The sequence below is a fragment of the Actinocrispum sp. NPDC049592 genome, from assembly GCF_040675465.1.
In the GTDB taxonomy this organism is placed as follows: domain Bacteria; phylum Actinomycetota; class Actinomycetes; order Mycobacteriales; family Pseudonocardiaceae; genus Kibdelosporangium.
On sequence record NZ_JBFAPA010000033.1, the window covers coordinates 28267 to 53335 of the forward strand.

Sequence of the window (25069 nt, forward strand, 5' to 3'; positions counted from 1 at the left end):
GACGAGATGGCACGGGTGGTGGGGGCGGCGGAGACCGCGCCGACGACGTACGCCTGGCAGATCCACACCGAGGACCTGCGGGTGAAGGCCGGCCGGCGAATGGCCGTGAACGGCCTCGACCTCAAGCTCGACACGGGTGTACACGGCATCCTCGGGCCGAACGGGGCCGGGAAGACGACGCTGATCCGGGCCCTGGCAACGGTTCTGAAGCCCGTGGGTGGTGAGTTGACCTTGCTCGGGCGGAGTCCGGGTGGGCGCGGGCTGAAGGCGTTGCGGCGGGAGATCGGTTATCTGCCACAGCAGTTCGGGTTCTATCCGCGGTTCACCGTGCGCGAGTTCGTGGAGTACATGGCCTGGCTCAAGGAGATGCCCAAGGCCGAGATCCCGGGCGCCGTGCAGCGGGCGATCGACCGCGCCGACCTGACGTCACGCGCGGACGATCGGCTGAAGACGTTGTCCGGTGGGATGGTGCGACGGGCCGGGATCGCGCAGGCGATCGTCAACGACCCCCGGATCCTGTTGCTCGATGAACCCACCGTTGGGCTGGATCCCGCACAGCGCATGCAGTTCCGCAGCCTCCTGCGGTCGCTTGCGGGCGACACATGCGTTGTGGTGTCGACGCATCTGGTCGAGGACGTGGCCACGGCGTGCGGCGATGTGGTGTTGATGAACGAGGGACGTGTTGTGTTCCAGGGAACTCCGGCCGAGCTGGCGGCCGCTGGCGACGGGTCCCACCCCGGTGACAGCCCGGCCGAACGCGGGTACTCGGCGATCCTGGGGCGGTCGCGATGAGGGTGCTGCGGATCGAACTGCGCCGGTCGGCGGCGCTCTGGGCGGCCCTGCTCACCGTCGTGGTCAGCCTGGGGATGTTCTACTCGTTGAGCGGGCCGTGGTGGAAGGGCACGAGCGCGTGGACCTCGGAGTGGACGACTCTCGCGCTGTGGCAACGGTGGCTGCTGCTGGAGACATGGCCGCTGGCGCTGGGAATCGGCGCCTGGCAAGGTCGCCGAGACGCTCGATCCACAATGGATGAACTAGCCGCCAGCACACCGCGGCCCGCGTGGCAACGAGTGCTTCCGCTGGTCAGCGCCATGGCTCTCGGTCAGATCACCGCGTACCTGGCGATCTTCTTCGTGGGTGGCGTCCAGGTCGCGTTCAACACCGACTACTTCCCACTGAGCTGGGTTCCGGTTGCGCTGGTAGGGATCCTGTCGACGGTCGCCGCCGCGCTGCTGGGCATGGGCGTGGGCCGGGCGGTGCCGTCGATCGTGACGCCTCCGGCCGTGGCCGCTTTGGGGCTGGCGGGCCTGATCCTGCTGATGGGCACGCCGGATGACCAGTCGAACCTGCACGGGACCGTGTCGCAAGCGATTGCGCTGTTGTCCCCCAACCTCGGGACCCCGCACGCGGCCTTCAGCGCGGTGACCACGCAGGTGAACCTGTTGCAGGGCATTTGGTTCCTCGGTCTCGGCGTGACCGGGTTCTCCTTGTACGCGGCCACGAAACGCAAGGAGCTGGCGCTGCTGCCTGCCCTGGCCGCGTTCGCCATCGCGCTTCCGTTGTTCCCCAACGACAGGGCCGGCGTTCTGCGTACGGACCCCGAGGCGGTCGCCCTGGTCTGCGCGGACGACTCGCCAAGGGTCTGCGTGACGCGGGTGCACCAGGACTCGCTGGGGTCGATCGTCGGACCCGCACGCGAAGCGTTGACCATGCTGGCGAAAATCCCAGGCGCGCCAACGGCTGTCGAGGAGGACACGACTGCTTTCAATGCGCGTGGACCGCATCCACGGAAACCTGGGGTGGTGTTGGTCAGCTTCGACGACTGGCAGTTCGCCAGCCGTCCCAGGGACAGGATCCTGATCGGGCCGGACGCGTCGTGCGACAGTTGGGCCCAGACGCTGCAGGTGTACGCCAACCGCACGGCGGTGGTGTCGTGGCTGGAGGGTTCGTTCCGGCTGCCCTATCGCGATCAGGACGGCACCTTGCAGCCGTTGGCCGAGTCCACTTGGAACGCTCTGCGCGCCTTGCCCGCCGCCGAACAGCCCGCCAAGGTGGCCGAACTGCGCGATGGGTCGTGCTCGGGATGAGATTCCTTGCGCTGTATGTACGTTCGCGCAAGATCCCAGTGGCGTTGGCCGTCATGGTCTTGGCCAGCCTGGGTTTCTGGGCTCTTGACCTGGCGGACGTCCGTCTGCTGATCCTCACCGCCGGGCTGGGTGTCGGTGCGGCGGCGGGCGGGCTCGGCGGTCAGGACCTCGACCTGGACCGCACGGCCGCCTTGAACTGGCCGGTCCGGCGCGCCTTGCACATCATCGCGATCGCGTTGGTGATGTCGAGCCTGATCATCGCCACGGATATGGGCGTCACCCCGGTCATCGTGCGTGACTGCGCCGGTCTCACTGGCCTCGCCGCGCTCGGCGCCGTCCTGTTCGGGCGTCACCTCGCCTGGGCGCCGCCTCTCGTGATGACCGTCTGGTCGGTCATCCTGCCCGTTCCCAGCGAGATCGTCTCGTGGCTGCGCGAACCCGCAGCCAGCCTGCCCGCGACTCTCACGGCCGCCGTCCTGGCCGCCGCAGGCCTGCTCGCCTACCCCCATTTTGGGCCCCGGACCAGCTGAAACCCGGAACTGTCGGTGGGTGGTCGTATGGTCCCCGGTATGAGCAAGGTGGACAGTGCGCTGGTGGCGGCGGCTCGGACGGGGCTGCGGGAGCTGGCGGATCCGGTGAAGGCGCCGGACATGCAGCGGTACATGAAGTCGGACATGCCGTATCTCGGCGTGGCCAAGCCGGAGCGGAGCGGGCTGGCCAAGCGGGTGTTCGCGGAGTTCCCGTTGGCGGATGTGGGTGGCTTGGTGGATACGGCGCTGGAGTTGTGGCGGGCGGCGCAGTTCCGGGAGGAGCGGTATCTGGCCGTGGATCTGACGGGGTGGAAGGCGTACGGGCGATGGCAGGACTCTTCGCTGGTTCCGCTGTACGAGGAGATGATCGTGACGGGGGCGTGGTGGGACTACGTCGATGAGGTGGCGATCCGGCGGATCGGGCCGTTACTCCGGGCCGAGCGGCCGAAGCTGACCAAGCTGATGCGCGAGTGGTCGGTCGACGAGGACCCGTGGCGGCGGCGGACGTCGATCATCTGCCAGGTCGGGGCCAAGCTGGACACCGACACCGATCTGCTCACCGAGACCATCGAGGCGAACATCGACGAGAAGGGGTTCTTCCTGCGCAAGGGGATCGGCTGGGCGTTGCGGGAGTACTCCAAAGTGGAGCCCGGGTGGGTGCGGGCGTTCGTGGACGCGCATCCGGGACTGTCGCCTTTGTCACGGCGGGAGGCGACCAAGTACGTGTAGTGTCTGAGGTACTCCGAGATCGCTCTCCCCCGGATGGATGCCGTAGATGGGGAGGCGCGCCGGTCGTCACCGGTGGCGGAGGGGCGGCGCAGTATCCGCACGCCCTCCACAAGGAGTTCTCAGTGACGAAAGTCGGCCTCGGCCTCCCGCTCGACGACATCGACGCCCTGCTCACCTGGGCTCAGCATGCCGACGCGGGCCCGTTCAGCACGCTCGCCCTCGCGGACCGGATCGTCTACCACAACCCGGAACCGCTGATCACGCTCGCCGCCATCGCGGGCGCGACCAGCCGCATCCGGGTGCAGACCGAGATCCTGCTCGCCCCGGCCCGGGAGACCGTCCTGCTCGCCAAGCAGGCCGCGACCCTCGACCGCATCTCCGGCGGCCGCTTCACCCTCGGCATGGGTGTCGGCATCCGCCCGGACGACTTCGAGGTCACCGGGTTCGACCACGCCACCCGCGCCGCCCGGTTCGACGAGCAGCTGGCCACCATGCGCGACATCTGGTCCGGTGACCGCATCGGCCCGCGCACCAAGGGCCCCGAGCTGCTGTTCGGCGCCTTCCGCCCGGCCGCGCTGCGCCGCGCCGCCCGCTTCGGCGACGGCGTGATCAGCGCCGCTCCCCCGGACTTCACCGACCACATCTACCGTTCCTTCGAGAAGTTCTGGAACGACAACGACCGCACCGGCGAACCCCGCCTGGTCGCCCAGGTGAACACCGCACTGGAGTCCACAAAGGACGAAGCAGCGCGCAACATCTGCTCCTACTACGGCGACTACGGCCCCACAGTCGTCGAACGCCTGGTCACGACCGAAACCCACATCCGCGACGCCATCCAGACCTTCACCGACCTGGGCGCCGACGAAGTGATCCTCTACTGCTGGAGCCCCAACCCCACCCAAATCCCGTACCTCGCCGACATCATCTCCTAACCCAACGAGGGCACTCGGCAGCCCCAGCTGCCGAGTGCCTCATATCAACCGCCAGTGCCACCACGTGGCACCGACAGGCCCAACACCAACAGATCAAATCCCCACAACAGCGCTCAGCCGCTGCCACTCCACCAAGCCGGGCATCCGCCCGCCAGTGACGTCGATATTCAAGACCCAGATCAGAATCCGGACCGTCCACTCAGAAACCGATGGCCCCAACACATCGGTCGCCTGCCACGCGCCCACCACGAACAGCTAGAAATCCGGGCAGAGGCACGGACCCGAAGCCACAGAACAGAATCCGGATGAGTCAGCAGCCGGCGGTGCTGGAGACGCGCCCTGCTCTCCGTCGGCTCGGCGGATTGGGCCACAACATCGCCGAGTACCTACGGCCCGCCCCGCAGATAGCAGGACATCCGCCCGAACTGTGGACGCTGAGATCCGGCATGCGGATCAGCTGCAGATCAGAATCCGGACCGATCAGTCGCCCAACAGCCGCACCAGCAACGTCCCCACAGCCATCTGGAACCGGCAAACTCGACCGGCACTCCGGCACTCCGGCACTCCGGCACTCCGGCACTCCGGCACCCCGACGCCCCCGCACCCCCGCACCGGGGCGCCCCGGCGACGGGGACGACAGGGGCAGGGGCAGGGGCAGGGGCAGGGGCAGGGGCAGGGGCAGGGGCAGGGGCAGGCTAGGCCGCGGCATCAGCTGCTGGCCGCTGCTCGACCGCATGATCGGCCTCCGCAAGCACCGGCCCACTCCGCAGCACCGGCAGACTCGGCAAGCACCATGGCCCCGCAGGTCGTCCCAGCGGCAGCAGCCAAGCCGCAGCAGCCAAGCCGCAGCTTCGGCTCGCTGCCAAGCCGCCTGAGGATGCCCGGGGCCCTGCAAGGCCTCGGCCCCCTGCCAAGCCGCCCCAACGACGCCAACGCAAGCCGCCCAACGACGGCAAACCAAGGCGCGACATCACGACCAGCCGCGGTCTGGCTCGGCGAACCGCCGGTTGCCCGCCCAACGACACGATCCAAATCGCCGTCGCGGCCTGCCAAGCTGCCGCTGTAGTGGCACGTCCCGCGCAGTTCGGCAATGGGCAGACAACGTGCACGCCGAGCGGGGATGCTGCTTGGATTCTGGAAATGGGAGAGGCCGTGGGTCGGGATTCCGAGCCCACGGCCTCTTTCCGTCTGGGTTCTAGCGGAGGATGGCGCCGAAGCGGTCGGTGAGGAGGGTTACGGCGGCTTCCTTGGCGGCGGTGGCTTCCTCGACCGTCAAAGTGCGGTCGGGGGCGCGGAAACGGAGGGAGTAGGCCAGGGAGCGTTTGCCTTCGCCGATCTGTTCGCCGGTGTAGACGTCGAACAGGTGCGATTCCTCCAGGAGGTCGCCGCCGCCTGCTTGGAGGGCCGCTGACACTTCGGCGACCGGGACGCTGGCGTCGATGACGATGGCCACGTCGAGCAGGACTGGGGGGTACGGCGAGACCTGGGGGGCGGGGCGCCGCTGGACCAGGGGGAGGAGGTCGAGGTCGAGCTCCATCGCGCAGGTGCGCTTGGGCAGCCCCAGGGCCTCGATCACCTTGGGGTGCAGCTCACCCGCGTGCCCCACCGGGAAGTCGCCCACCCGCAGCTCCGCGCACCGACCGGGGTGCCACGGCAGGAGGTCGCCCGCCTGGATGGTCACCTCGACGCCCGCCGCCTCGGCGACCGAACGCGCCGCCTGGATGGCGTCCGCCCAGGTGGCCGGCTCGCCCTTGCCCCACCAGCCGTCGCGCTGGCGGTTGCCGGTCAGCACGGCCGCCACGTGCACCGGCTGGTTCGGGATGGCCGCGTTCAACGTGGCGATCTCGGCGTCGGTCGGCCGCTGGTTCACCGCCACCGCGGGCACCGGCACCTGCTGCGCCCTGGGCAGCACGACCTGTCCGATGTGGAACAGCGCCACATCGCGCATGCCGCGGGAAACGTTGCGCGCCAACGCCTCCAGCAGACCGGGCAGCAGGGTCGTGGTCATCTCGGCGCGGTCGGCGTCCAGCGGGTTGAGCACCTTCACGGTGTTGCGCCGGATGTCGTCCTCGGCCAGCCCGAAAGCGTCCCAAGTGGACGAAAGCACGAACGGGAACGGCAGCACCTCAACGTAACCGTGCTGCGCCAGCGTCCGGGACACCGCACGGCGGCGGCGCTGCGAGGCGGTCAGGCCACGGCCGGCCGGTGCGGAGGGCAGCACCGACGGGATCGTGTGGTACCCCTCCAGCCGCAGCACCTCCTCGACCAGGTCCGCGGGCCGGGTCAGGTCCGGGCGCCAGGTCGGCGGGGTCGCGATCACCGCGGGACGGCCGGTGTCGGTCACGCCCACCTCGATGTTGCAGCCGATCTGGCTCAACCGGTGCGCGGTCACGCCACGGGCGTAGTTCACCCCGGCGACGCGGTCCGGCAGGTCCATCGCCATCAGCACCGGCCCGGGCAGCTCGGGCCGCCCGACGTCGGTCCGGCCCGGCTGGATCCGCGCCTCACCGTGCTCACGCAGCAGCTGCGCGGCCCGCTCGGCGGCGGCCGGGGCCAGCGCGGGGTCCACGGCCCGCTCGAACCGCTTGGAGGCCTCGCTGGGCAGCTTGTGCCTGCGCACGGCCCGCCCGATCGACGGCGGGTCCCAGACGGCCGCCTCCAGCAGGATGTCCGTGCTGTCGCCGCGGACCTCCGTGCTCGCGCCGCCCATCACACCGGCCAGCGAGATCGGGCCGGTGTCGTCGCAGATCACGATGTCGTCCGGGTCGAGCGCGCGCTCAACGTCGTCCAAAGTGGACAACTTCTCGCCCGGCTTGGCGCGGCGCACCACCAGGCCGCCCTTGATCGACGAGGTGTCGAACGCGTGCATCGGCTGGCCGGTCTCGAGCATGACGTAGTTCGTCACGTCGACGGCCAGCGAGATGCTGCGGATCCCGGCCAGCATCAGTCGGCGACGCATGAACCACGGCGTCGGCGAGGTCGGGTCCAGGCCGGTCACCCGGCGCGCCACGAACCGGGGGCAGCCGTGCTGGTCCTCGATGTGCACGCCGTGCGCCTCGCCCTCGGCGCCCGGCACGGCGAGCGCCGCCGGGTCCATCAGCGTGGTCTCGTACGCGCAGGCCAGCTCTCGGGCCAGGCCGCGGATCGACATCGCGTAGCCGCGGTCGGGTGTGATGTCCAGCTCGATCACGGTGTCGTCCAGGCCGAGCAGCGGCGCGGCGTCGTCGCCGGGGCTGGCCTCGCCGCTGGGCAGCACCAGGATGCCCGCGTGGTCGTCGCCCAGGCCCAGCTCACGGGCCGAGCAGATCATGCCGTTGCTGGTGTGGCCGTATGTCTTGCGCGCGGCGATGGCGAACCCGCCGGGCAGCACCGCGCCCGGCAGCGCGACGACGACCAGGTCGCCCTCGGTGAAGTTGGTGGCGCCGCAGACCACGCCCCGGGTCTCGGGCAGCGAGGTGGCGTCCTCGTCGTCGTCCTCCGAGTCGCCCACGTCGACCTGGACGTACCGGATCGGCTTCTTGAACTCGGTCAGCTCCTCGATCGCCACCACGCGGCCGACCACCAGCGGGCCGGTCACGTCGTCGAGCGCGCTGAGGTCCTCGACCTCGAAGCCCAGCCCGATCAGGGTCTCGGCGATCTGCTGCGGCGTGACCGAGTCGGGCAGGTCGACGTGTGAGCGCAGCCAGCTCAGCGGGATCCTCACTCCGCCTCCGTTCCGAACGCCGTGGTGAAGCGGACGTCGCCCTCGACCATGTCCCGCATGTCCGGGATGCCGTTGCGGAACTGCAGCGTCCGGTCGATGCCCATGCCGAACGCGAAGCCGGAGTAGACCTCCGGGTCGATGCCGCAGGCGAGCAGCACGTTGGGGTCGACCATGCCGCAGCCGCCCCACTCGACCCAGCCCGCTCCGCCCTTCTTCTCCGGGAACCAGACGTCCACCTCGGCGGACGGCTCGGTGAACGGGAAGAAGTGCGGCCGGAACCGGGTCTTGGACTCCGGGCCGAACATCGCGCGGGCGAACGCGTCGAGCGTGCCCTTCAGGTGCCCCATGGTGATGCCCTTGTCCACCGCGAGGCCCTCGACCTGGTGGAACACCGGCAGGTGGGTGGCGTCCATCTCGTCGGTGCGGAAGGTGCGGCCCGGGCAGACCACGTACACCGGCAGCTCACGCTCCAGCATCGAGCGGACCTGCACCGGTGAGGTGTGGGTGCGCAGCAGCAGGCCGGAGTCGGCCGGCGCGATGTAGAACGTGTCGGACATGGTCCGGGCCGGGTGGTCGGGCAGGAAGTTCAGCGCGTCGAAGTTGAACCACTCGGCCTCGAGCTCGGGGCCCTCGGCCACCTCGTAGCCCATGCCCACGAACACGTCCGCGATCAGCTCCGACAGCGTGGTGACCGGGTGGCGGGCGCCGTCGGGAACGCGGTCCCACGGCAGCGTCACGTCCACCGTCTCCTCGAGCAGGACGCGTTCGTCGCGCTCGATCTCGAGCTGAGCGCGCCGCTCGTCAAAGGCCGCCTTCACCAGCGCCTGCGCCTCGTTCACCCGCTTGCCCGCCTCGGAGCGGGCCTTGGGCGGCAGCGCGCCGATCTCGCGGCGGGCGACCAGCAGCGGCGACTTGTCGCCCAGGTGGGCCGGTTTCACCCCGGCGAGCGCCTCGAGGCTGTCAGCTGCGGCGAACTCGGCCTTCGCCTTGTCGACCGCCTGCTGCAGGGTCTCCGGCGCGAGGGCCGCGACCTCTTTGGGGTCGTACGGGTCGTTGGCTCCGGACATCGGTGCTGGACATCTCCTCGGGTCCGCGAGAGTGTGGCTTTGACCGGCACAGGCTCCACATGGAGTTGAAGAGCGCGCCGGTAGCCCAACGATCGTAGGCGACCCTCACCTCACGCAACTCATTAGGGCTGCCTGCCGCTCTCCGGGTAACGGTCCGGCTACTCGCCCGATAGAGTGACGCAACTCAAGGTCGAGCGGTTTTCCAGTGAACTTGTCGAGGTCAGCCGGTAGTCATGTCCCGTTCCTTCGGCGTCGATCTGCGCGGCGTCATCGAGCTGCTGAGCCAGCATCTGTACTCCAGCCCGCGCGTGTACGTCCGTGAGCTGCTGCAGAACGCCGTCGACGCGATCACCGCGCGGGGCGAGGTGGCCGCCCGGATCGTCATCGAGCCGTCCGACCGGACCGGGGACGGCACCCTGCGCGTCTCGGACAATGGGATCGGGCTGACCGAGGACGAGGTGCACACGCTGCTCTCGACGCTCGGCCGGACGTCCAAGCGGGACGAGCTCGGCTTCGCGCGGCAGGACTTTCTTGGCCAGTTCGGCGTCGGCTTGTTGTCCTGTTTCCTGGTCGCCGACCAGATCCACCTGGTGAGCCGGTCCGCAAAGGGCGGTCCCGCGGTGCGCTGGGTGGCGCAGAGCGACGGCACCTACGAGGTGGTCACCGACGAGGACGCGCGGGCCGAGATCGGCACGACGGTCACGCTGGTGCCGCGTCCAGATGCTGGACACTGGCTGACTCACGAGATGGTCGCCGCGCTGGCCCGGGAGTTCGGCGAGCTGCTGCCGGCCGAGGTGCACATCGGTGACGAACGCCTCACCCTGCCGGGCCTGCCCTGGCAGCGCGCGGACGAGCCGGGCGAGGCCTACCGCGAGCGGATGAGCCGGTACTGCGAGCGGACGTTCGGCTTCAAGCCGTTCGAGGTGCTGCCGCTGGACGTGCCCGCGGTCGGGCTGACCGGGGCCGCGTTCGTGATGGCCGACTCCGCGCACCCCGGCACCCGCCAGGCGCACCGCATCTACCTCAAGCGGATGCTCGTTGGCGACTCGGTCGAGGGTTTGTTGCCGGATTGGGCGTATTTCGTGCGCTGTGCGGTGAATTCCTCCGCGCTGCGGCCCACCGCGAGTCGAGAGGCGCTCTACCAGGACGAGACCCTGCTGGCGATCCGCGACGAGCTGGGCGGCGTGATCAAGGACTGGCTGATCCGGCTGGGCGCCACCGATCCCGAGCGCGCGTCGGCGTTGCTGGCCAAGCACCAGCTGGGGATGAAGTCGGTGGCGTTGGTGGACGACGAGCTGCTGCGGCTCGTTGAGCACTGGCTGCCGTTCGAGACGACCGACGGCAACACCACGCTCAAACAGTTCCGCCGCAGGCACTCGACGATCCTGTACACGCCGGACGTCGACGAGTTCCGCCAGTTCGCGCCGGTCGCCCAGGCGCAAGGACTGGGGCTGCTCAACGCGGGGTACGCCTACGACGCGGAACTGTTGAAGCGCCTGGTGGAGGTGCACGGCCCGACCGCGGCCCGGCGGGTGGCGCCGAACGAGCTGCTGGCCAGCATGGACGAGCCCGCCCCGCAGGCCGAACAGGACCTGCGCCGCAGCCTCGACCTGGCCAGGGCGGTGCTGGAGCGGCACGACTGCGAGGCGGTGGCCCGGGAGTTCGACCCGGTCTCGCTGCCCGCGCTGCTGATCACCGACGCCGACCGGGAACGCCAGCAGGACGCCTCCCGGATCAGCGAGGACGCCGACCCGCTGTGGGCGGAGCTGCTCGGCCAGCTGACCGGCCCGGTCTCGCAGGCGGGCCAGCAGCTGGTGCTGAACACCCGCAACCCGCTGGTGCGTAGGCTGTCCGAGCTGACCGACCGGGCATTGGCGGAGCTGACCGTGGAGTCCTTGTACGTGCACGCGTTGCTGCAGTCGCGGCGGCCCATGCGCCCCAAGGACACCGCCGCGCTGAACCGCTCGTTCCTCGACCTGCTCGACCGGGCGGTCCGCGGATGACCGACGACCGGGCGCGTGCCGAGGAGCTGTTCAACGAGGCCATCGCGATGCCCACCGGCATGCCCCGGCACGAGGCGCTGGAGCGCGCCGCCCGGGCCGCCGACGCCGCCGGTCACGACATGCTGGCCGCGACCTGCCGGATCGCGTTGATCGACTCCTGCTACTGGCTCAACCGCTACGACCTGATCCTGGCGCCGATCGCCTGGTGCCGGACCGCCGAGCAGCGGGACATCTCGGTGTTCAGCGAGAACGAGCTGCACAGTCTGAACTGGGCGTACAAGTGGGTGCCGGTCGGGCTGCGCCGCGATCCCCGGTTCAGCCTCGAGCAGATCTCGTCGGTGCTGGACGACCTGGAGTCGCGGTACAAGCGGCTCGGGTACTCGCTGCAACCGGTGTACGGCCAACGGGTGCTGACCGCCGCCCACATCGGTGATTTCGAGCTGGCGGACGAGATGTTCGCCCGGTTCATCGCCACCGAGCGCGACGACATGAGCGACTGCGCGGGGTGTGTGGTCGAGGAACAGGTCGAGCACCTGGTGTCGCGCGGCCGGTACGAGGAGGCGCTGCGGCACGCCGAACCCGCGCTGGCCGGGTCGTTCACGTGCAGCACGCAGCCGCAGGGGGTGCTCACCGCGCTGCTGCCCGCGTTGACCGCATTGGGTGAGATCGACCGCGCCCGGGACGCGCACCTGACCGCGTACCGGCGGTCGCGGGAGCAGGCCGGGCAAGGCTATGTGGGCCTGCACCTGGAGTTCTGCGCGGTGACCGGGAACGTGCCGCGCGGGATGGAGCTGCTGCGAAGACATCTGGACCAGGTGCACCACGCGACCAGCCCGATCGGCACGATGAACTTCGCCGCCAGCGCCGCTCTGCTGCTGTCCCGGCTCGACTCCCCCGAGCGCGTCCCGCTGACCGTCCCGTTGCCCAGCGGTGCCACCGAGACCGTCTCCGCTCTGGAGCTTCGCACCCGGCTCGAGACCACCGCCCGTGACCTCGCCGTGGAGTTCGACCGGCGCAACGGGACCCGGCGCCAGTCCGAGCGCATTCAGTCCATTCTGGACGCCCCCGACACCGTGCGTGTGCCGCTCGCGGTGCCCAACCCGGTCGTCTCCGGTGAGCCCTCACCGGTCAGCGCGGATCCGGTGGAACTGGCCTACCAGGCGCACCTGGCGTACGAGGAGAACGACTTCCTGACCGGGTACCGGCTGCTGAGGTCGCTGCCCGCGGACCTGGATCCGTTGCTGCCGGCCAATCTCGCCGCCCGGATCGCGGCGCGGCGGATCATCGTGTTCGAGGCGCGGTCCGCCGATGTCCGGGACAAGCTCGCCGCCGCGGTGCACCGCCTGGTCGAGGCGGGCGAGGACGACCAGGCGGCGCGGTTCTCGGCCCGGCTCGGGGTGCTCACCGCCGAAGCCGGGGACCTCGACGGCGGGATCGAGCTGGCCGAACGGGCGTTGGAGTCGGCCGAGAAGTACTCGTCGTCGACCGGGCGCATTCTCGTCCGGCTGATCCTGTGTGAACTGCTGGACCAACGGCACGAGCACGTGCGGGCGGGCGAGTTGCTGGCCGACGCGTTGCATCTGGCCGAGGAGACCGATCCCGACCGGGTGCCCTCGATCCTGCTGGAGATGGCGGATCACGAAGGGCGCCAACGGAATCTGGGCGCGGCCGAGAGCCTGCTGGCGCGGGTGCTGGCCATGCCGGGGCTTCGGCCGGGTGACCGGTTCCACGGCCTGCGGGCGCGGGCGGCGATCGCCGAGGTGCGTGGGGATGTCGAGCTTTCCCTTGCGGTGGCGGCGGAACTGGTCTCGTTCGCGCGACCGCACCCGGGGCCGTGGCTGCCGGATGTGCTGCTGCACCGGATGACCATTGTGGACAACCTCGACCGGTCCGGCGCGCATCTGGCGGATCTCGTCGACACCGTGGCGGTGTGTCGCGCGGAGGGAACGGCGACGGACATCGCGCGGGCCTGTTACCTGTTGTCCTCGGGGTATCTGGCGCATTCGCGGCTGGTCGAGGCGGCCGAGGCGCTGGAGGAGGCGTTGCGGCTGCTGGATCCGTCCGATGTGGACCGGGTGATGCCGGTCCGCTACCGGCTGGCGACCGTGTGCGGCGAGCTGGGCGAGTACGGCGAGGCCAAGAAGCATTTCACCGCGATGCTTTCGCACATCACCGCGGCTCCGGCCAGTTCACAGGCGATGGTGTGGACGGGCCTGGGCGCGATCAACTACTCGCTGGACGATGTCGCCGAAGCCGAACGCTGCCACCGCCGTTCCGCGGAACTGTGGGAACTCGCGGGCCTGCCCACCGAGGCCTTGCACGCCTGGGTGAAAGCAGCCGCCGCGATCGCCGACACCGACCAGCCCACGGCGCTCTCCCACCTGGCGCGCGCGATGTCCCACGTACCGGAGGGCGAAGGCGACCTCACCGCGCGCCTCTCCGCGGAGGTCCTGGAGCTGCGGGGCTACACCTACGCACAGCAGGGTCGCCACGCGGAGTCCTTGGCGGACAACATGAACGCGGCTGAGCTCGTCGCCGGCATCGACGAACCCGACTGGCAGATCTTCCTGATGGTCCGCGCCGCCCGCGCCCACCTGGCCCTCAAAGCCCCGGCCAAAGCGGAGAACCTCGCCCGCGAAACCATTCCCCTGCTGACCCCCGACACGCCACAGAGCATCGTCGCCCGCGTCCTCGACATCCTCGGCAAGTCCCTGGAAGCCCAGGGAAAGGTGATCCACCAGGACACCACCGCCCGTGCTCTCACTGCCCGGTTGCGGGACTGATTCCCTGCTGCGGCATGGCTTCCGTGACAGTCTGGGCGTGCGGGTGACCGCATGCACCGACGTGGCTATGGCTGCCCAGCTCAGGTTCCCGGCGCGGCTGAACGGCCTAGGGGATCGGCACTAGTCCTAGGCGTTGTTCGTCACTGGCACGCATTGTCCCAAACGGGACAATTCTCGCGTGAACCACAACCCTGCACAGTTGAGCCGACGAGGATTCATCGGTGGTGTCACGGGAGGCGCCGCAGCAGTAGCGTTGCCGGGAACGTCGTTCGCGGAGGAGACCGCGGGGACAAACCCACGTTTCTTTGGTCGGATGTTCCAGCTCCCGCCGTTCGCGCAACCCACGCAACGGGTCATGGACGCCCTGCGTGAGCTGGGCAGACCCGGCGGGTTGATGGACGCGAAGGACCCTCTGCAGGAGGGGCCGGTCCGGCTCATCACGAATCCGGAGCTGTCGCCCGGTAATCTCGACAACCCGTTCCATACGGCGGGGACCACGTTTTTCGGCCAATTCGTCGACCACGACTTCACATTCGACATGAATTCACGGCTGGGGGTGCCGACCCCGCCGGAAAGCTCGCCGAACACCCGGTTTCCCACTTTGTCGCTCGACTCGGTGTACGGCAACGGGCCCATCGCCAACCCGGAGCTGTACAGTCCCGCCGACCGCAAGAAGTTCCTGGTGGAGAGCGGCGGCCAGTTCGAGGACCTGCCCCGCCGCGCGGACAAGGTGGCGATCATCGCCGACCCGCGCAACGACGAGAACCTGATCATCGCCGGGCTGCAGGTCGCGTTCCTGTTGTTCCACAACAGGGTCGTCGACCTCGTGCGATCGCAGCGAGTGCCCGAGGACGACGTCTTCAACGAGGCCAAGCGGATCGTCACCTGGCACTACCAGTGGATCATCGTCCACGAGTTCCTGCCGCAGATCATCGGCTTCGGGCTGACGCAGGACATCCTCAAGCACGGCCGCCGGTTCTACCGGCCCGCGCCCGGCCAGTTCTTCATGCCGGTGGAGTTCCAGGGCGCGGCATACCGGTTCGGGCACAGCATGGTCCGCCCGTCCTACCGCGCGAACCTGGCCGGGGACAACGGCGGCCCGTTCTTCGGGTTCATCTTCGACCCGGCGGGCGAGGGCCAGGCCGACCCGGTGGACCTGCGTGGCCGGGCCCGCGCCAGACGCCGGTTCATTGGCTGGCAGACGTTCTTCGACTTCGGCGACGGTCAGGTCAAGCCCAACAAGCGGATCGACACGCACATCTCCACTCCCCTGTTCAACCTGCCCCTCGGCGCCATCGCGAGTGGTGACCCGCCAACGGCGCTGCCGCAACGGAATCTGCTCCGGCACGTGACCTGGTCGCTGCCGTCCGGGCAGAACATCGCGCGGCAGATGGGCATCCCGGTGCTCGGCCCGGACAGCTTCCCCGAGTTGAAGCCGCTCGGTGCCGGCTTCGACGCCAGCACGCCACTTTGGTACTACGTGCTCAAAGAGGCCCAGGTGCTCGGCGACGGGTTGAGCCTGGCTGGGGCCGGCGCGCGCATCGTCGGCGAGGTGTTCATCGGCCTGCTGCAGCTGGACTCGCAGTCCTACCTCGCCGCACAACCGAACTGGACGCCGACGCTGCCGAGCCGCACTACGGGCGACTTCAAGATGGTCGACCTGCTCACCTTTGCCCGCGTGGACCCGGCCAGCCGTCGTCAGTGACCGATCCGGTAGGCGTGCACGAAGGTCTGCTCGACCTTGTTGCCCGCCTGATCGGTTGCGGTCACCCGCAGGGAGGCGAAACCTGGTGCGGCCGAGTTGGTCTCGAGGCCGTACCAGATTTCGTCTCCCGCGAAGACGGGGACATCGCGCCAGGTCACGCCGTCGTCGAACGAGGACTCCACCGTCACTTCGGTGACCTTCGACGGCGTGCTGCCCGGATTGCGTTGCAGGCGAACCGGGATCACGAACAGAGTGTTGGCCTTGGCCGAGTTCTGGCCGTCCAGGTTGGGCGAGATGCTCGCCGTCATCAACGGAAGTGCTTGCCGCTCAGGTGTTCTCGCCGAGGCAAAGGTCCAGGCGGTGTGCGTGAAGCTGGACAGCGGCAGCTTGGTGTCGTCCAAGGTCAGGTCGACCTCAGCGCGATAGGTGGCCTGCTCGGCGGGCTGGTCCGCGAAGACGTCGTCGAACAGGTCCTTGCGGTCGGCGACGAGCTGACCGTTGCGGTACAACGCGATCCGGCTGGACTTGGTCGCCAGCGGGTAACCCAGCCGGTCGGTGGCGCCGTCGGAGTAGCCCGGTGCGTGGATGATGATCTTGTCGTCCAGCCGGACCGCGCTGTACTGGTCAGGCGAACCCGCGGGCGCGAACGAAGGCCCGAACACACCCCGGTTCCAGTGCCGCACCGAAGTCGACCCGGCGGCGAGCATCTGCGGCGTGTTCTCCTCGACGTTGCTCAAGTCGGGGAACGACAACGGTTTCACGGCCTGCCCGAAGCTCTGCAACCAGGTCCGGCCTTGCGCCTGGTAGTACTCAGTACGCTCAAACGGGAGCGTGACCGTGAGCGGGACTCCGACCCGGCGCTGCACCTCGGCCGTGGACCCGAACGACCACACGATCCCGAACTTCCCCGCGCTCATGGCGTCGTAGTGCTGACGCACCGCGGCGAAGTCGGACTGTTCGACCACGGGCGCGAACCCGTTCGGGTAAGTCCCGGTGAAGCCCCAGAACAGGTGGTAGACGTACGGGCTGTCGATGAACTGGTGTTTGGCGCCCGGTTCGGCGATCTTCACATTCACCCAGGCCCGCAGGTCATTTTCCGGGATCGGCGGGCCGATCTGCGCGGTGTGGAAGGCACTTGCGGGCGCGTCCATGCCGAACTCCTGGATCCCGCTGAGGAACCCGGCCCGCCCGGACGGCGTGTCCCAGAACCGGACCAGGCCAACGTCCTGCAGCGCGTACTCGCCGCCGACCCCGTTCACAGCAGGGTGAATCGGCTTGGCTTCGCGCGCATCCAAGACAATGGAAGTGTCGTGGTCGAGGACGAGCAGCGGTTGGGTGATGTGGCTCAGGCTGTCCTTGGCGGGCAACAGTCCATCCACAATGTACTTTCCTTTGGGGCGGCGAAGAGTCACAACGCCATCAGGATCGTACGGGGTGTCCGCGGCCAGCGAGTCCATGCCGAGCACCATGGTCGCCACGATCGGTGAGAGCTTGCCGTCGCGGCCGATCTGAGTCACTTTGAGGTCGTAGCTCTCGACCTCTTTGTTGACCGTGACTGGTGTGACGAGCTTGAGATCACCGGAAGTCGCGACGACACGTGTAGTCAGACGGCCGTCAGGTCCTGTGCGAGTGTCCGCAGTGACAGTGGCGGCGGCTTCGCCGTTCGCCGGGACGGTGATCTCGTTCTGTTGCAACGAGAACGCGCTCCCGGTCACCGACAGGGACAACGTGACCGGCGCGGATCCGGCGTTGCGGTAGGTGATCGTGCCGCCGACTGGTTTGTCATCGTCGTGCGGCCAGCGCTGCAGGCCGAGGTTCACGGTGTTCGTGGCGAAGACATCCTGTTTGATCGCGCGGGCGACGTCGACCCGGCCCGCGCCTTCGGCGAACACATCGCCTTTCGCGGTCGGCTTGGCCGCGGAGACCAGCGCAGACTTGAGTTCCGTTGCACGCCAAGCAGGTTGACGCTGGGCGAGGAGTGCGGCAGCACCGGCGACGTGCGGTGTGGCCATCGAGGTGCCGCTCAGTTTGGTGTAGATGCCGTCGACTTTGGGCAGGTCGCTGTGGGTGGCGCGGGCGGCGACGATGCTCGTGCCCGGTGCGGCGATCTCCGGTTTGATGGCGCCGTCGGAGAAGCGCGGGCCGAGGTTGGAGTACGCCTCCTCGTTGTCCTTCTTGTCCACGGCGCCAACGGAAAGCGCGGCATCCGCGGTACTCGGCGAGGACACCGACTCGGGTTTGAACGCCTGGTTGCCCGCGGCGACGACGAACAACGCGCCAGTCTCGGCGGTGAGCTTGTCGATCGCGGCTTCGAGCGGGTCGACGTCCTCGGTGTTCGGCCCGCCCAGGCTCAGGTTGATCACCTGCGCGCGCTTCTCGCGGGCCGCCCACTCCATCCCGGCCAGGATGGCGCTCTCCGGGCAGCCGTCCTCCTCACAGACCTTGCCCACCACCAGGGTCGCATCCGGGGCCACGCCACGGTATTTGCTCCCGGCGCCGGCGATCGTCGAAGCCACGTGGGTGCCGTGGCCAATCTTGTCGTCAGTGTCCTTTTCGGACACGAAACTGCGGGTGTCCGCGATCCGCCCGGCGAAGTCGGGGTGCGTGCCGTCGATCCCGGTGTCCAACACCGCGACCGTCACGCCTTTGCCTGTGTAGCCCGCCTGCCAGGCGGCCGGTGCCCCGATCTGCGGGACGCTCTCGGCCAGGTCGATCCTACGCTTGCCGTCCAGCCACACCTTCCCGGTGCTCGCCTTGATCGACGCCCAGGCCTGGCCTTTCGGCGCACGGATAGCCGATGTCCGCGCCTTGCCGTTGTCGACGAGCAGCGGGATGTCGGCGGTCTGGCCGTAGCCGAACTCCTGCAACGCGGTGATGTCGAACAGCCTGTGATCGAGGCGGCCGGACGCCACCAGACCCGCCGCGTCCATCGGGACGACATACGTGTGACCTGCGAGTTCGTAGGTGTGGTAGGCGATTCCCGTGCGGCCCTGAGTCGGCAGCGGCGCCACTTGTCCGCCGTTGACCACCACCCGGTCGCCCGTGATCAGGGTGATCGCGTGCTGGGCCGGGTCCACCCGCGCCGCGGCGGGCAAGGCCGGAACCAGTGTGAAGATCAGACCGACAGCGAGCAGGGTTCGCACATCACCCACGGTAGGGGTTGACTACCGGCGCGGCTAGATCATGAATTCAACTGATAGCCACTGGCGTACAGGCAAACAGCCGCCGCTGTGGCCAGATTCAGGCTCTCCGCCTTGCCATAGATGGGAACCTGCACGGCTTCGTCCACGGCGTCAAGGATCTCGCTGGGCAGGCCGCGTGCCTCGCTACCGAACACCCATGCCGTTGGCTGGGACAGATCGGCGGCGTAGAGATCGGTCGTGGCATAGCCGTCCGCGGCTACCAAGCGCAGACCGGCGGCCCGGCAGGCGTCAAAAACGGCAGTCGTGTTGCGCGCGCGAGCCAACGGCAGGTGGAAGACACTGCCGGTGGAGGCGCGGACGCACTTGCCGTTGTGCGGGTCGACGGTGTCGCCCGCGAAGATCACCGCTGAGGCGCCGGCGGCGTCAGAAACTCGGGTGACCGTGCCGGCGTTGCCGGGGTCGGACACTCCAACCAGGACAGTCACCAGCTTGGGCGCGGCGAGGGCCTCTTCGAGCGAGACGTCGAGCAGCTCGCACACCGCGACGATGCCTTGCGGTGTCACGGTTTCCGAGAGGCTGTCGGCGGCCTTGTCGGTCACCACCGACACCAGAGCGTCCACAGTGGACAGCAGGTCGGCGTTCCGCTCGGCGGCCTGCTGGGTCACGAAGATCTCGTGCACCTGGCCGTACCGGACGGCCTCACGGACCGCCTGCGCGCCCTCGGCGAGGAACCGGCCGGCGCGTTCCCGCCCGGCCCGCTTGGTCAACTGCCGCGCAGCAGCGACCCGGGGCGTGCGCTCGGTGAAGAGCTGCACCGCCCCGGGTCGTTGTGAATAACGCTCGCTCAGGCCTTCTCCTGCGCCGGAACGTTCGCGCGGGACACCTCGACCAGCGCGGTGAACGCGGCCGGGTCGCTCACCGCGAGCTCGGCGAGGATCTTGCGGTCGACCTCGACACCCGCGACCTTCAGGCCCTGGATGAAGCGGTTGTAGGTCATGCCGTTCTGGCGCGCCGCGGCGTTGATGCGGGTGATCCAGAGCTGCCGGAAGTCACCCTTGCGGGCACGGCGGTCCCGGTAGGCGTAGTTCAGCGAGTGGAGCACCTGCTCCTTGGCCTTGCGGTACAACCGCGAACGCTGACCGCGGTAGCCGCTGGCCAGCTCAAGGGTCGTGCGGCGCTTCTTTTGGGCGTTCACTGCCCGCTTGACGCGTGCCACGGGTCCATCCTGTCACTCTCTAGGGGCGGCGAGCCGCCGGGTGGTCTGGGGGAAGTCGCTCAGATGCCGAGCAGGCGCTTCACGCGGTTCGCGTCGTTGGCCGCCACGTCCGTGATGCCCTCGAGGCTGCGCGTCTTCTTGCTGGACTTCTTCTCCAGAATGTGCCGGTGACCGGCGCGCTCGCGCTTCAGCTTGCCGCCACCGGTCACCCGGATGCGCTTGGCAGTGCCCTTGTGCGTCTTGTTCTTCGGCATGTCGTCCTCATCTCGTGCCGCCGCCCGCGCTAACGGCGGGCGGTCGGCAGTCTGTCTAACGGGGCCCCTGCGCTACTCGGCAGCGTCAGAGTCCGGCGTCTCCGGGGCGTCCGGAGAGCTCGCCTTGCCCCGCGGCTTGGCGTTCTTGTGGGGCGCCAGCACCATGATCATGTTGCGGCCGTCCTGCTTCGGTGAGGACTCGATGACCCCCAACTCGGCCACGTCGTCGGCCAACCGCTGCAGCAACCGGTACCCCAGCTCCGGACGGGACTGCTCCCGGCCGCGGAACATGATGGTGACCTTGACCTTGTTCCCGTGCTCGAGGAACTTGACGACTGCCCGCTTCTTGGTCTCGTAGTCGTGGGAGTCGATCTTCGGCCGGAGCTTCTGCTCCTTGATCACCGTGAGGACCTGGTTGCGCCGGGACTCGCGGGCCTTCTGCGCGCTCTCGTACTTGAACCTGCCGTAGTCCATGAGCTTGCAGACAGGCGGGCGGGCCTGCGGGGCGACCTCGACGAGGTCGAGATCCGCCTCCTGGGCGAGGCGGAGCGCGTCCTCGATACGGACAATCCCCACCTGCTCGCCGTTCGGTCCGACGAGTCGGACCTCCGGCACCCGGATGCGGTCGTTGATACGTGACTCGGAGCTGATGGTGCCTCCTCTTTCCGAGCTCGCTGTTCTTACGCGTCTGTGCCTTTGTTCAGCTGCGGCGACGCGGCGGCCGGCGGTGGCCCCAGTAAACGCGTCAGGCCCCGGCCGTCTGGTTCCAGACGTCACGGGGCCCGCTGCCTACACCGATCCACGGCGCTGCCGCGCCGAGCGCGGCCCCCTGGCCAGGCCAGGTGCCGCGATTGACCGGACCCGGACACCTCTGGCGGTGACTCGGGTGGGAGCGGGGCTCCACTTGCCGCCCCCGTTCGCACAGGGGCTGGTCGCACGTGGAAGGGTACCAGACCGTGACTGACCCCGTCTTTTCCGACCCCGACGACTTCAACGCGCGTGACCTGGCCGACATTCCCAGCGTCGAGGTGATCAGCCGCGCCGCCGTGATGCTGATGTCCGCCGCGGCCGAGCGCCTCGGCCTGGCCGACCCCGACCCGGACGAGAGCCCGCGCCGTGACCTGGACGAGGCCCGCAGGCTGATCACCGCGCTGGCCGGCCTGGTCACCGCCTCGGTGGAGTACCTGGGCCCGCACGCCGGGCCGATCCGCGACGGCCTGCAGTCGCTGCAGAAGGCGTTCCGGGAGGGGTCCGTGGTGCCCGACGAGCCCGGCCAGGGCCCCGGCGAGAAGTACACCGGCCCGGTCTACTAGAGCTCCCGCGCCAGCTGGGCGACCCGGGCCAGGTGGGCCGCCCTGGTCGACGGCCGGCTCGGCCGATCGACCGAACCGCCGAACACGACGAACTCGCTCCGCTCGGCGCGTGCCCCGATGCGGTCGTTGATCATGACGGTCTTCATCGCCGTGTGGAAGCCGTCGGCTTCGAGTTGCTCGACGCTGTAACCGGCCGTGCACAGTACGAGGGCCTGGGTGGCTTTGCGGAGAGTCAGGGGTTTGTAGGCGACGCCGACGGTCCAGACCCGGTCGAACCAGCCCTTGAGCCGGGCCGGGCAGTCGGACCACCAGACCGGGTAGACGAACGCCCACACATCGGCCGCGTTGAGCCTGGCGTGTTCGGCGGCGACGTCATCGGGGATGGGCGCGTCGGGGCGGTGGCCGGACTCGCGTTCGTACTCCTCGGCCGTCAGGTCCGCGCGGAAGTCCATGGCGTAGAGGTCCGAGACGGTGGCGGTGTGGCCGGCTTCGGTGAGCCCGGCCAGGAACGCGTCGAGAACCTCGCGAGTGAAACCGCGCGGGCTCGGGTGCGCGTAGACGACGTGGACCTGTTTCATCGTCCACAAAGGATAAGGGCCCCGCGAGCGTCGCTCGCGGGGCCCTTGTGTGAGTTGGGGGTCGGACCCAACAACTGTGGCCCGGCGCCGGTGAGGCGCAGGAGGGGAGGCCAGCGCCGAGCCACATGACCTGTGGTTACTTGGCGATCTTGTCCTTGGCCTTCTTGCCGTCCGGCGAGGCCACGAACCAGACACCGCCCACGCCCTCACCCTTGGTGTCACAGGGCTTGACGTCCTTGATGTAGGTGTACATCGCCCAACCGCCGAGGGTCAGCTGCTTCTGACCGTCCGGCCGGGTGATCGAGCCGACGAGCGCCTTGTCGATGCCCTCGACCACGATGTTGTCCTCGGCCTTGACGATCGGCCACGTCTCCAGGCACTTCGCGTCGCAGTTCGACACCGACGGGTTGACCGTGTCCTTGTCGAAGCGGTACAGCGTCATGCCCTTGTCATCGGTCGCGATCTTGCCGAACGGCTTGACGTCCATGGCACGGATGATCGTCTGACCGGCAGCGGCCGGCTTGACCTTGTCCTTGGCCCGGGTGCCGTTCGGGGCGGCGGCCCACCACTTGCCGCCGACGGCCTCACCGGTGACGTCACCGGGCTTGGTGTCCTTGGCGTACTTGTACATCGGCCAGTTGTTGATGGTGAGCTGGCGGATGCCGTCCGGGCGGTCGATGAAACCGATCGCCTTCTTCTCAACGCCTTCGAGCTGAGCGTCGTCGGTCAGGGTGGCCGCAGGCCACGCGTCGAGGCAGGCGCCGGTGCAGCCGGAGGTCGGCGGCTGGCTCTTGTCACCGTCGAACCGGTACAGGGTCATGCCCTGCGCGTCGGTCACGATGGTGCCGAGCGCACCGGCTTCGGCGGTCTTCAGTCCGTTGTTGTTGCCTTGAGCCCCACCGGCCGCGGGCGGCGCGTCGTCAATGGAGATCGTTCCCGTCGGCGCGGCCGCGGGCTCGATCGCCCGCTGGTTCGCCGCATTGGTTGTAGCGGGGCTGGCCCCACACGCCGCGGTGACGAGCATCGCGCCCATCGCGACCGCGCCGGCGATGACGTGCCGCACACGTGATGCCATGACTACGTTCCTTTCTCCCGCTGAGACCCCCTAGCTGTCTGCGGGGCCGTGGTTGCTCACCCACAACACGAGCGCTGCCGGAGGGCGGTTCAGCGGAAGCCAAGAATTTTTCAATCTGGCCGCAGGCCTGCGAAAACGATGGCGAGCGTGCGCCGACGGAGATCATCGGACCAGCCACCGCGCAGCGCGGCATGACTGGTGGCGGTCAGCAGTGCCATCACCTCATCGAGCTGGACCCCGGGCCGGACAGTGTTGCCGCGCTGGGCGTTCACCAGGAGAGTGCCGATCGCCTCCCGCATGAGCTGCAGCTGGCCGCCCACCTGAATGTCCACATCCAACAGTTCGACAACCGTCCGCTTCGCGGCGGCCTGCGCCACGACGTTGGCGAAGAAGGTGTAGATCGCCTCGGGATCCCCCTGCCGCGCAAGGCTTTCCACCTCCTCGGCGAACCGCAGGGCGAGCTGCTTCATGATGGCGGTCAGCAGGTCGTCCTTGGTCGGGAAGTGCCGGAACACGGTGCCGATGGCAACGCCGGCCCGCCGCGCCACCTCCTCAGTGGACGCCCCCACCCCCATCTCAGCGACCACCTCCTCGGCCGCGGCCAGGATCCGCGCCCGGTTGCGCTGGGCATCAGCCCGCATATCCCCTCCATTGACAACATGAGTGGAGACTCATTATCTTTGCCCGAAAGTGAGTCAGCACTCATCTTAACTGGGAGGATGGCGATGTCCGCACGTGAGGTGTTCGAGAAGATGCGGAGCTACTGGGTGGACGGCGCCTCGGACGACATGTGGTCCGACGACCTCGTGGTGGAGAACCCCTTCGCCAGGCCGGGAAGGCCCAAGAGGGTGGAAGGTGGCCAGACGTTCCGCGAGATCGCGGTCGCGGGACGCGCGGCGCTGCCGGTGACCTTCGAGGCGTGCAACATCCTGGAGCTGCACGAGACCGCGGATCCCAACGTGATCGTGGTGGAGTACGAGTTGGTGGCGCGGTCGAACATCACCGGGGAACAGGACTCTGCGCGGTTCATCGGGGTGTTGAAGGTGCGGGACGGGAAAGCCGTGCTGTGGCGGGAGTACCAGGACACCATGAAACTCGTCGCCGCCGGCGTTTGATCCCCGCTCGCGCTTTGGCTGGGCCCCGGGATTCCGGCCCTGCGGGGTGGCCGGGTCACGGCGGCGCGCCCGGCTCAAGTCCTGGGGCACCCCGGGATGTTGGCGGTTCGACCGGGGTCTTTCGGCGCGCGGGGTTGGGGCGCGGTTCGGTTTGACATGGGTCCCGTCGGCGGCCTCGGCAGGGGCGCGGGGTTGAGGGTCGCGCCCGGTCGCCTGCTGGCTCTGGGGTCAGGCGGCGGTGGGTATGGGTCTTCGGGCGGAGTTGGTTCTGGGGCGGCGGTGCGGGTCGATGTACGCGGGCGGGATGAACTGTGGGGTGCGCTGGAGCATCTGGATGGTCCAGTCGCTGCGGTGCACTAGTCGGTGGTGGTGGGGGCAGAGCAGGACGAGGTTGTCGATTTTGGTGGGTCCGTGGTTGCGCCAGTGGATGATGTGGTGGCCGTCGCAGGCACTGGCGGGTACTCCGCAACTGGGGAAGGCGCAGCCACCATCCCGGAGGATCAAGGCGCGGCGGATGTGGGCAGGGACGGTGTACGAACTGACACCGATGTCCAGGGGCTCAGACTTGCTGCCCAGCACGGCCGGGAACACGTGGCTGTCGCACGCGATGCGCCGGGCCTCGCGGGCGGTGAGGTAGGTGTCCGGGCCGACAAGGATGCGGTCATCGAGGTCCTTGAGCAGATCGTCATAGGAGATCGTGATGGCCACAGGGGTGCGCAGCCCGTTCTTCGTGGGCTTGGAAGGGCACTGGGCGGCCATCCGCAAGGTCTCCACGAACGCATCAGCGGTGCGCTCAGCCTGACTCCGGTCGTCGGCACAGTCGGTGGGACGCTGCT

At 68.8% G+C, this 25069-nt stretch carries 21 protein-coding genes; 10 read left to right on the forward strand and 11 right to left on the reverse strand.

Going from position 1 to position 25069, the window contains the following annotated elements; translation table 11 throughout:
- The first annotated feature begins 6 nt into the window (after positions 1-6).
- The 5 genes from AB0J95_RS50080 (at position 7) to AB0J95_RS50100 (ending at position 4278) form a co-directional block, all read left to right on the forward strand.
- Positions 7-792 (forward strand): ABC transporter ATP-binding protein, encoded by a 786-nt coding sequence (locus AB0J95_RS50080; protein WP_364773718.1) that lies wholly within the window; start codon positions 7-9, stop codon positions 790-792.
- The gene (locus AB0J95_RS50085) at positions 789-2087 is read left to right on the forward strand and encodes a hypothetical protein (protein WP_364773719.1); all 1299 of its coding nucleotides are present in this window, start codon (positions 789-791) and stop codon (positions 2085-2087) included. The genes AB0J95_RS50080 and AB0J95_RS50085 overlap by 4 nt, the downstream gene beginning before the upstream one ends.
- Complete coding sequence (locus tag AB0J95_RS50090) at positions 2084-2617, forward strand: hypothetical protein (protein WP_364773721.1); 534 nt, start codon at positions 2084-2086, stop codon at positions 2615-2617. The genes AB0J95_RS50085 and AB0J95_RS50090 overlap by 4 nt, the downstream gene beginning before the upstream one ends.
- Before the next feature lie 39 nt (positions 2618-2656).
- On the forward strand, positions 2657-3346 hold the full coding sequence (locus AB0J95_RS50095) for a DNA alkylation repair protein (protein ID WP_364773722.1): 690 nt from the start codon (positions 2657-2659) through the stop codon (positions 3344-3346).
- A gap of 122 nt (positions 3347-3468) precedes the next feature.
- Positions 3469-4278, forward strand: a complete 810-nt coding sequence (locus AB0J95_RS50100) for an LLM class flavin-dependent oxidoreductase (protein WP_364773724.1) — start codon at positions 3469-3471, stop codon at positions 4276-4278.
- 1195 nt (positions 4279-5473) lie between these two features.
- Here AB0J95_RS50100 and pheT read toward each other — a convergent pair.
- Positions 5474-7981 (reverse strand): phenylalanine--tRNA ligase subunit beta, encoded by a 2508-nt coding sequence (gene pheT, locus AB0J95_RS50105; protein WP_364773725.1) that lies wholly within the window; start codon positions 7979-7981, stop codon positions 5474-5476.
- Complete coding sequence (pheS, locus tag AB0J95_RS50110; protein WP_364773727.1) at positions 7978-9048, reverse strand: phenylalanine--tRNA ligase subunit alpha; 1071 nt, start codon at positions 9046-9048, stop codon at positions 7978-7980. Before pheS ends, pheT begins: the two co-directional genes overlap by 4 nt.
- Positions 9049-9281: 233 nt before the next feature.
- On the opposite strand from pheS, the gene AB0J95_RS50115 reads away from it, so the two are divergent.
- The 3 genes from AB0J95_RS50115 to AB0J95_RS50125 all read left to right on the forward strand — a co-directional run bounded on the left by AB0J95_RS50115 (position 9282) and on the right by AB0J95_RS50125 (position 15539).
- Positions 9282-11051: an HSP90 family protein gene (locus tag AB0J95_RS50115; RefSeq protein ID WP_364773728.1), complete on the forward strand. Its 1770-nt coding sequence runs from the start codon at positions 9282-9284 to the stop codon at positions 11049-11051.
- Positions 11048-13834 (forward strand): hypothetical protein, encoded by a 2787-nt coding sequence (locus AB0J95_RS50120; RefSeq protein ID WP_364773730.1) that lies wholly within the window; start codon positions 11048-11050, stop codon positions 13832-13834. The genes AB0J95_RS50115 and AB0J95_RS50120 overlap by 4 nt, the downstream gene beginning before the upstream one ends.
- Positions 13835-14147: 313 nt before the next feature.
- Positions 14148-15539 carry a heme peroxidase family protein gene (locus AB0J95_RS50125; protein ID WP_364773732.1) on the forward strand — a complete coding sequence of 464 codons (1392 nt, stop codon included), beginning with the start codon at positions 14148-14150 and terminating at the stop codon, positions 15537-15539.
- On the opposite strand, the gene AB0J95_RS50130 is transcribed toward AB0J95_RS50125, so the two are convergent.
- The 5 genes from AB0J95_RS50130 to infC all read right to left on the reverse strand — a co-directional run bounded on the left by AB0J95_RS50130 (position 15533) and on the right by infC (position 20803).
- The gene (locus tag AB0J95_RS50130; RefSeq protein WP_364773734.1) at positions 15533-18682 is read right to left on the reverse strand and encodes a S8 family serine peptidase; all 3150 of its coding nucleotides are present in this window, start codon (positions 18680-18682) and stop codon (positions 15533-15535) included. The genes AB0J95_RS50125 and AB0J95_RS50130 overlap by 7 nt on opposite strands.
- Positions 18683-18720: 38 nt before the next feature.
- Positions 18721-19497, reverse strand: a complete 777-nt coding sequence (locus AB0J95_RS50135) for an RNA methyltransferase (protein ID WP_364773735.1) — start codon at positions 19495-19497, stop codon at positions 18721-18723.
- Between the two features lie 29 nt (positions 19498-19526).
- Positions 19527-19898 (reverse strand): 50S ribosomal protein L20, encoded by a 372-nt coding sequence (gene rplT, locus AB0J95_RS50140; protein ID WP_033389397.1) that lies wholly within the window; start codon positions 19896-19898, stop codon positions 19527-19529.
- 59 nt (positions 19899-19957) lie between these two features.
- Entirely contained in the window at positions 19958-20152 is a 195-nt protein-coding gene (gene rpmI, locus AB0J95_RS50145) for a 50S ribosomal protein L35 (RefSeq protein WP_364773737.1), read from the reverse strand.
- A gap of 72 nt (positions 20153-20224) precedes the next feature.
- Positions 20225-20803: a translation initiation factor IF-3 gene (gene infC, locus AB0J95_RS50150; RefSeq protein ID WP_364773754.1), complete on the reverse strand. Its 579-nt coding sequence runs from the start codon at positions 20801-20803 to the stop codon at positions 20225-20227.
- A 305-nt stretch (positions 20804-21108) separates the two neighbouring features.
- Between infC and AB0J95_RS50155 the strand changes: the two genes are divergently transcribed.
- Positions 21109-21465 carry a DUF1844 domain-containing protein gene (locus tag AB0J95_RS50155; protein WP_364773739.1) on the forward strand — a complete coding sequence of 119 codons (357 nt, stop codon included), beginning with the start codon at positions 21109-21111 and terminating at the stop codon, positions 21463-21465.
- Here the strand turns inward: AB0J95_RS50155 and AB0J95_RS50160 are convergent.
- The 3 genes from AB0J95_RS50160 to AB0J95_RS50170 form a co-directional block, all read right to left on the reverse strand.
- Positions 21462-22043 carry an NAD(P)H-dependent oxidoreductase gene (locus AB0J95_RS50160; protein ID WP_364773740.1) on the reverse strand — a complete coding sequence of 194 codons (582 nt, stop codon included), beginning with the start codon at positions 22041-22043 and terminating at the stop codon, positions 21462-21464. The genes AB0J95_RS50155 and AB0J95_RS50160 overlap by 4 nt on opposite strands.
- Before the next feature lie 136 nt (positions 22044-22179).
- Positions 22180-23118, reverse strand: a complete 939-nt coding sequence (locus AB0J95_RS50165; RefSeq protein ID WP_364773742.1) for a hypothetical protein — start codon at positions 23116-23118, stop codon at positions 22180-22182.
- Between the two features lie 110 nt (positions 23119-23228).
- Positions 23229-23759 (reverse strand): helix-turn-helix domain-containing protein, encoded by a 531-nt coding sequence (locus AB0J95_RS50170; protein ID WP_364773743.1) that lies wholly within the window; start codon positions 23757-23759, stop codon positions 23229-23231.
- Between the two features lie 84 nt (positions 23760-23843).
- On the opposite strand from AB0J95_RS50170, the gene AB0J95_RS50175 reads away from it, so the two are divergent.
- Positions 23844-24233: a nuclear transport factor 2 family protein gene (locus AB0J95_RS50175; RefSeq protein ID WP_364773745.1), complete on the forward strand. Its 390-nt coding sequence runs from the start codon at positions 23844-23846 to the stop codon at positions 24231-24233.
- A gap of 228 nt (positions 24234-24461) precedes the next feature.
- On the opposite strand, the gene AB0J95_RS50180 is transcribed toward AB0J95_RS50175, so the two are convergent.
- The coding region (locus AB0J95_RS50180) for a DUF222 domain-containing protein (protein ID WP_364773746.1) at positions 24462-25069 on the reverse strand (608 nt) is incomplete at its 5' end.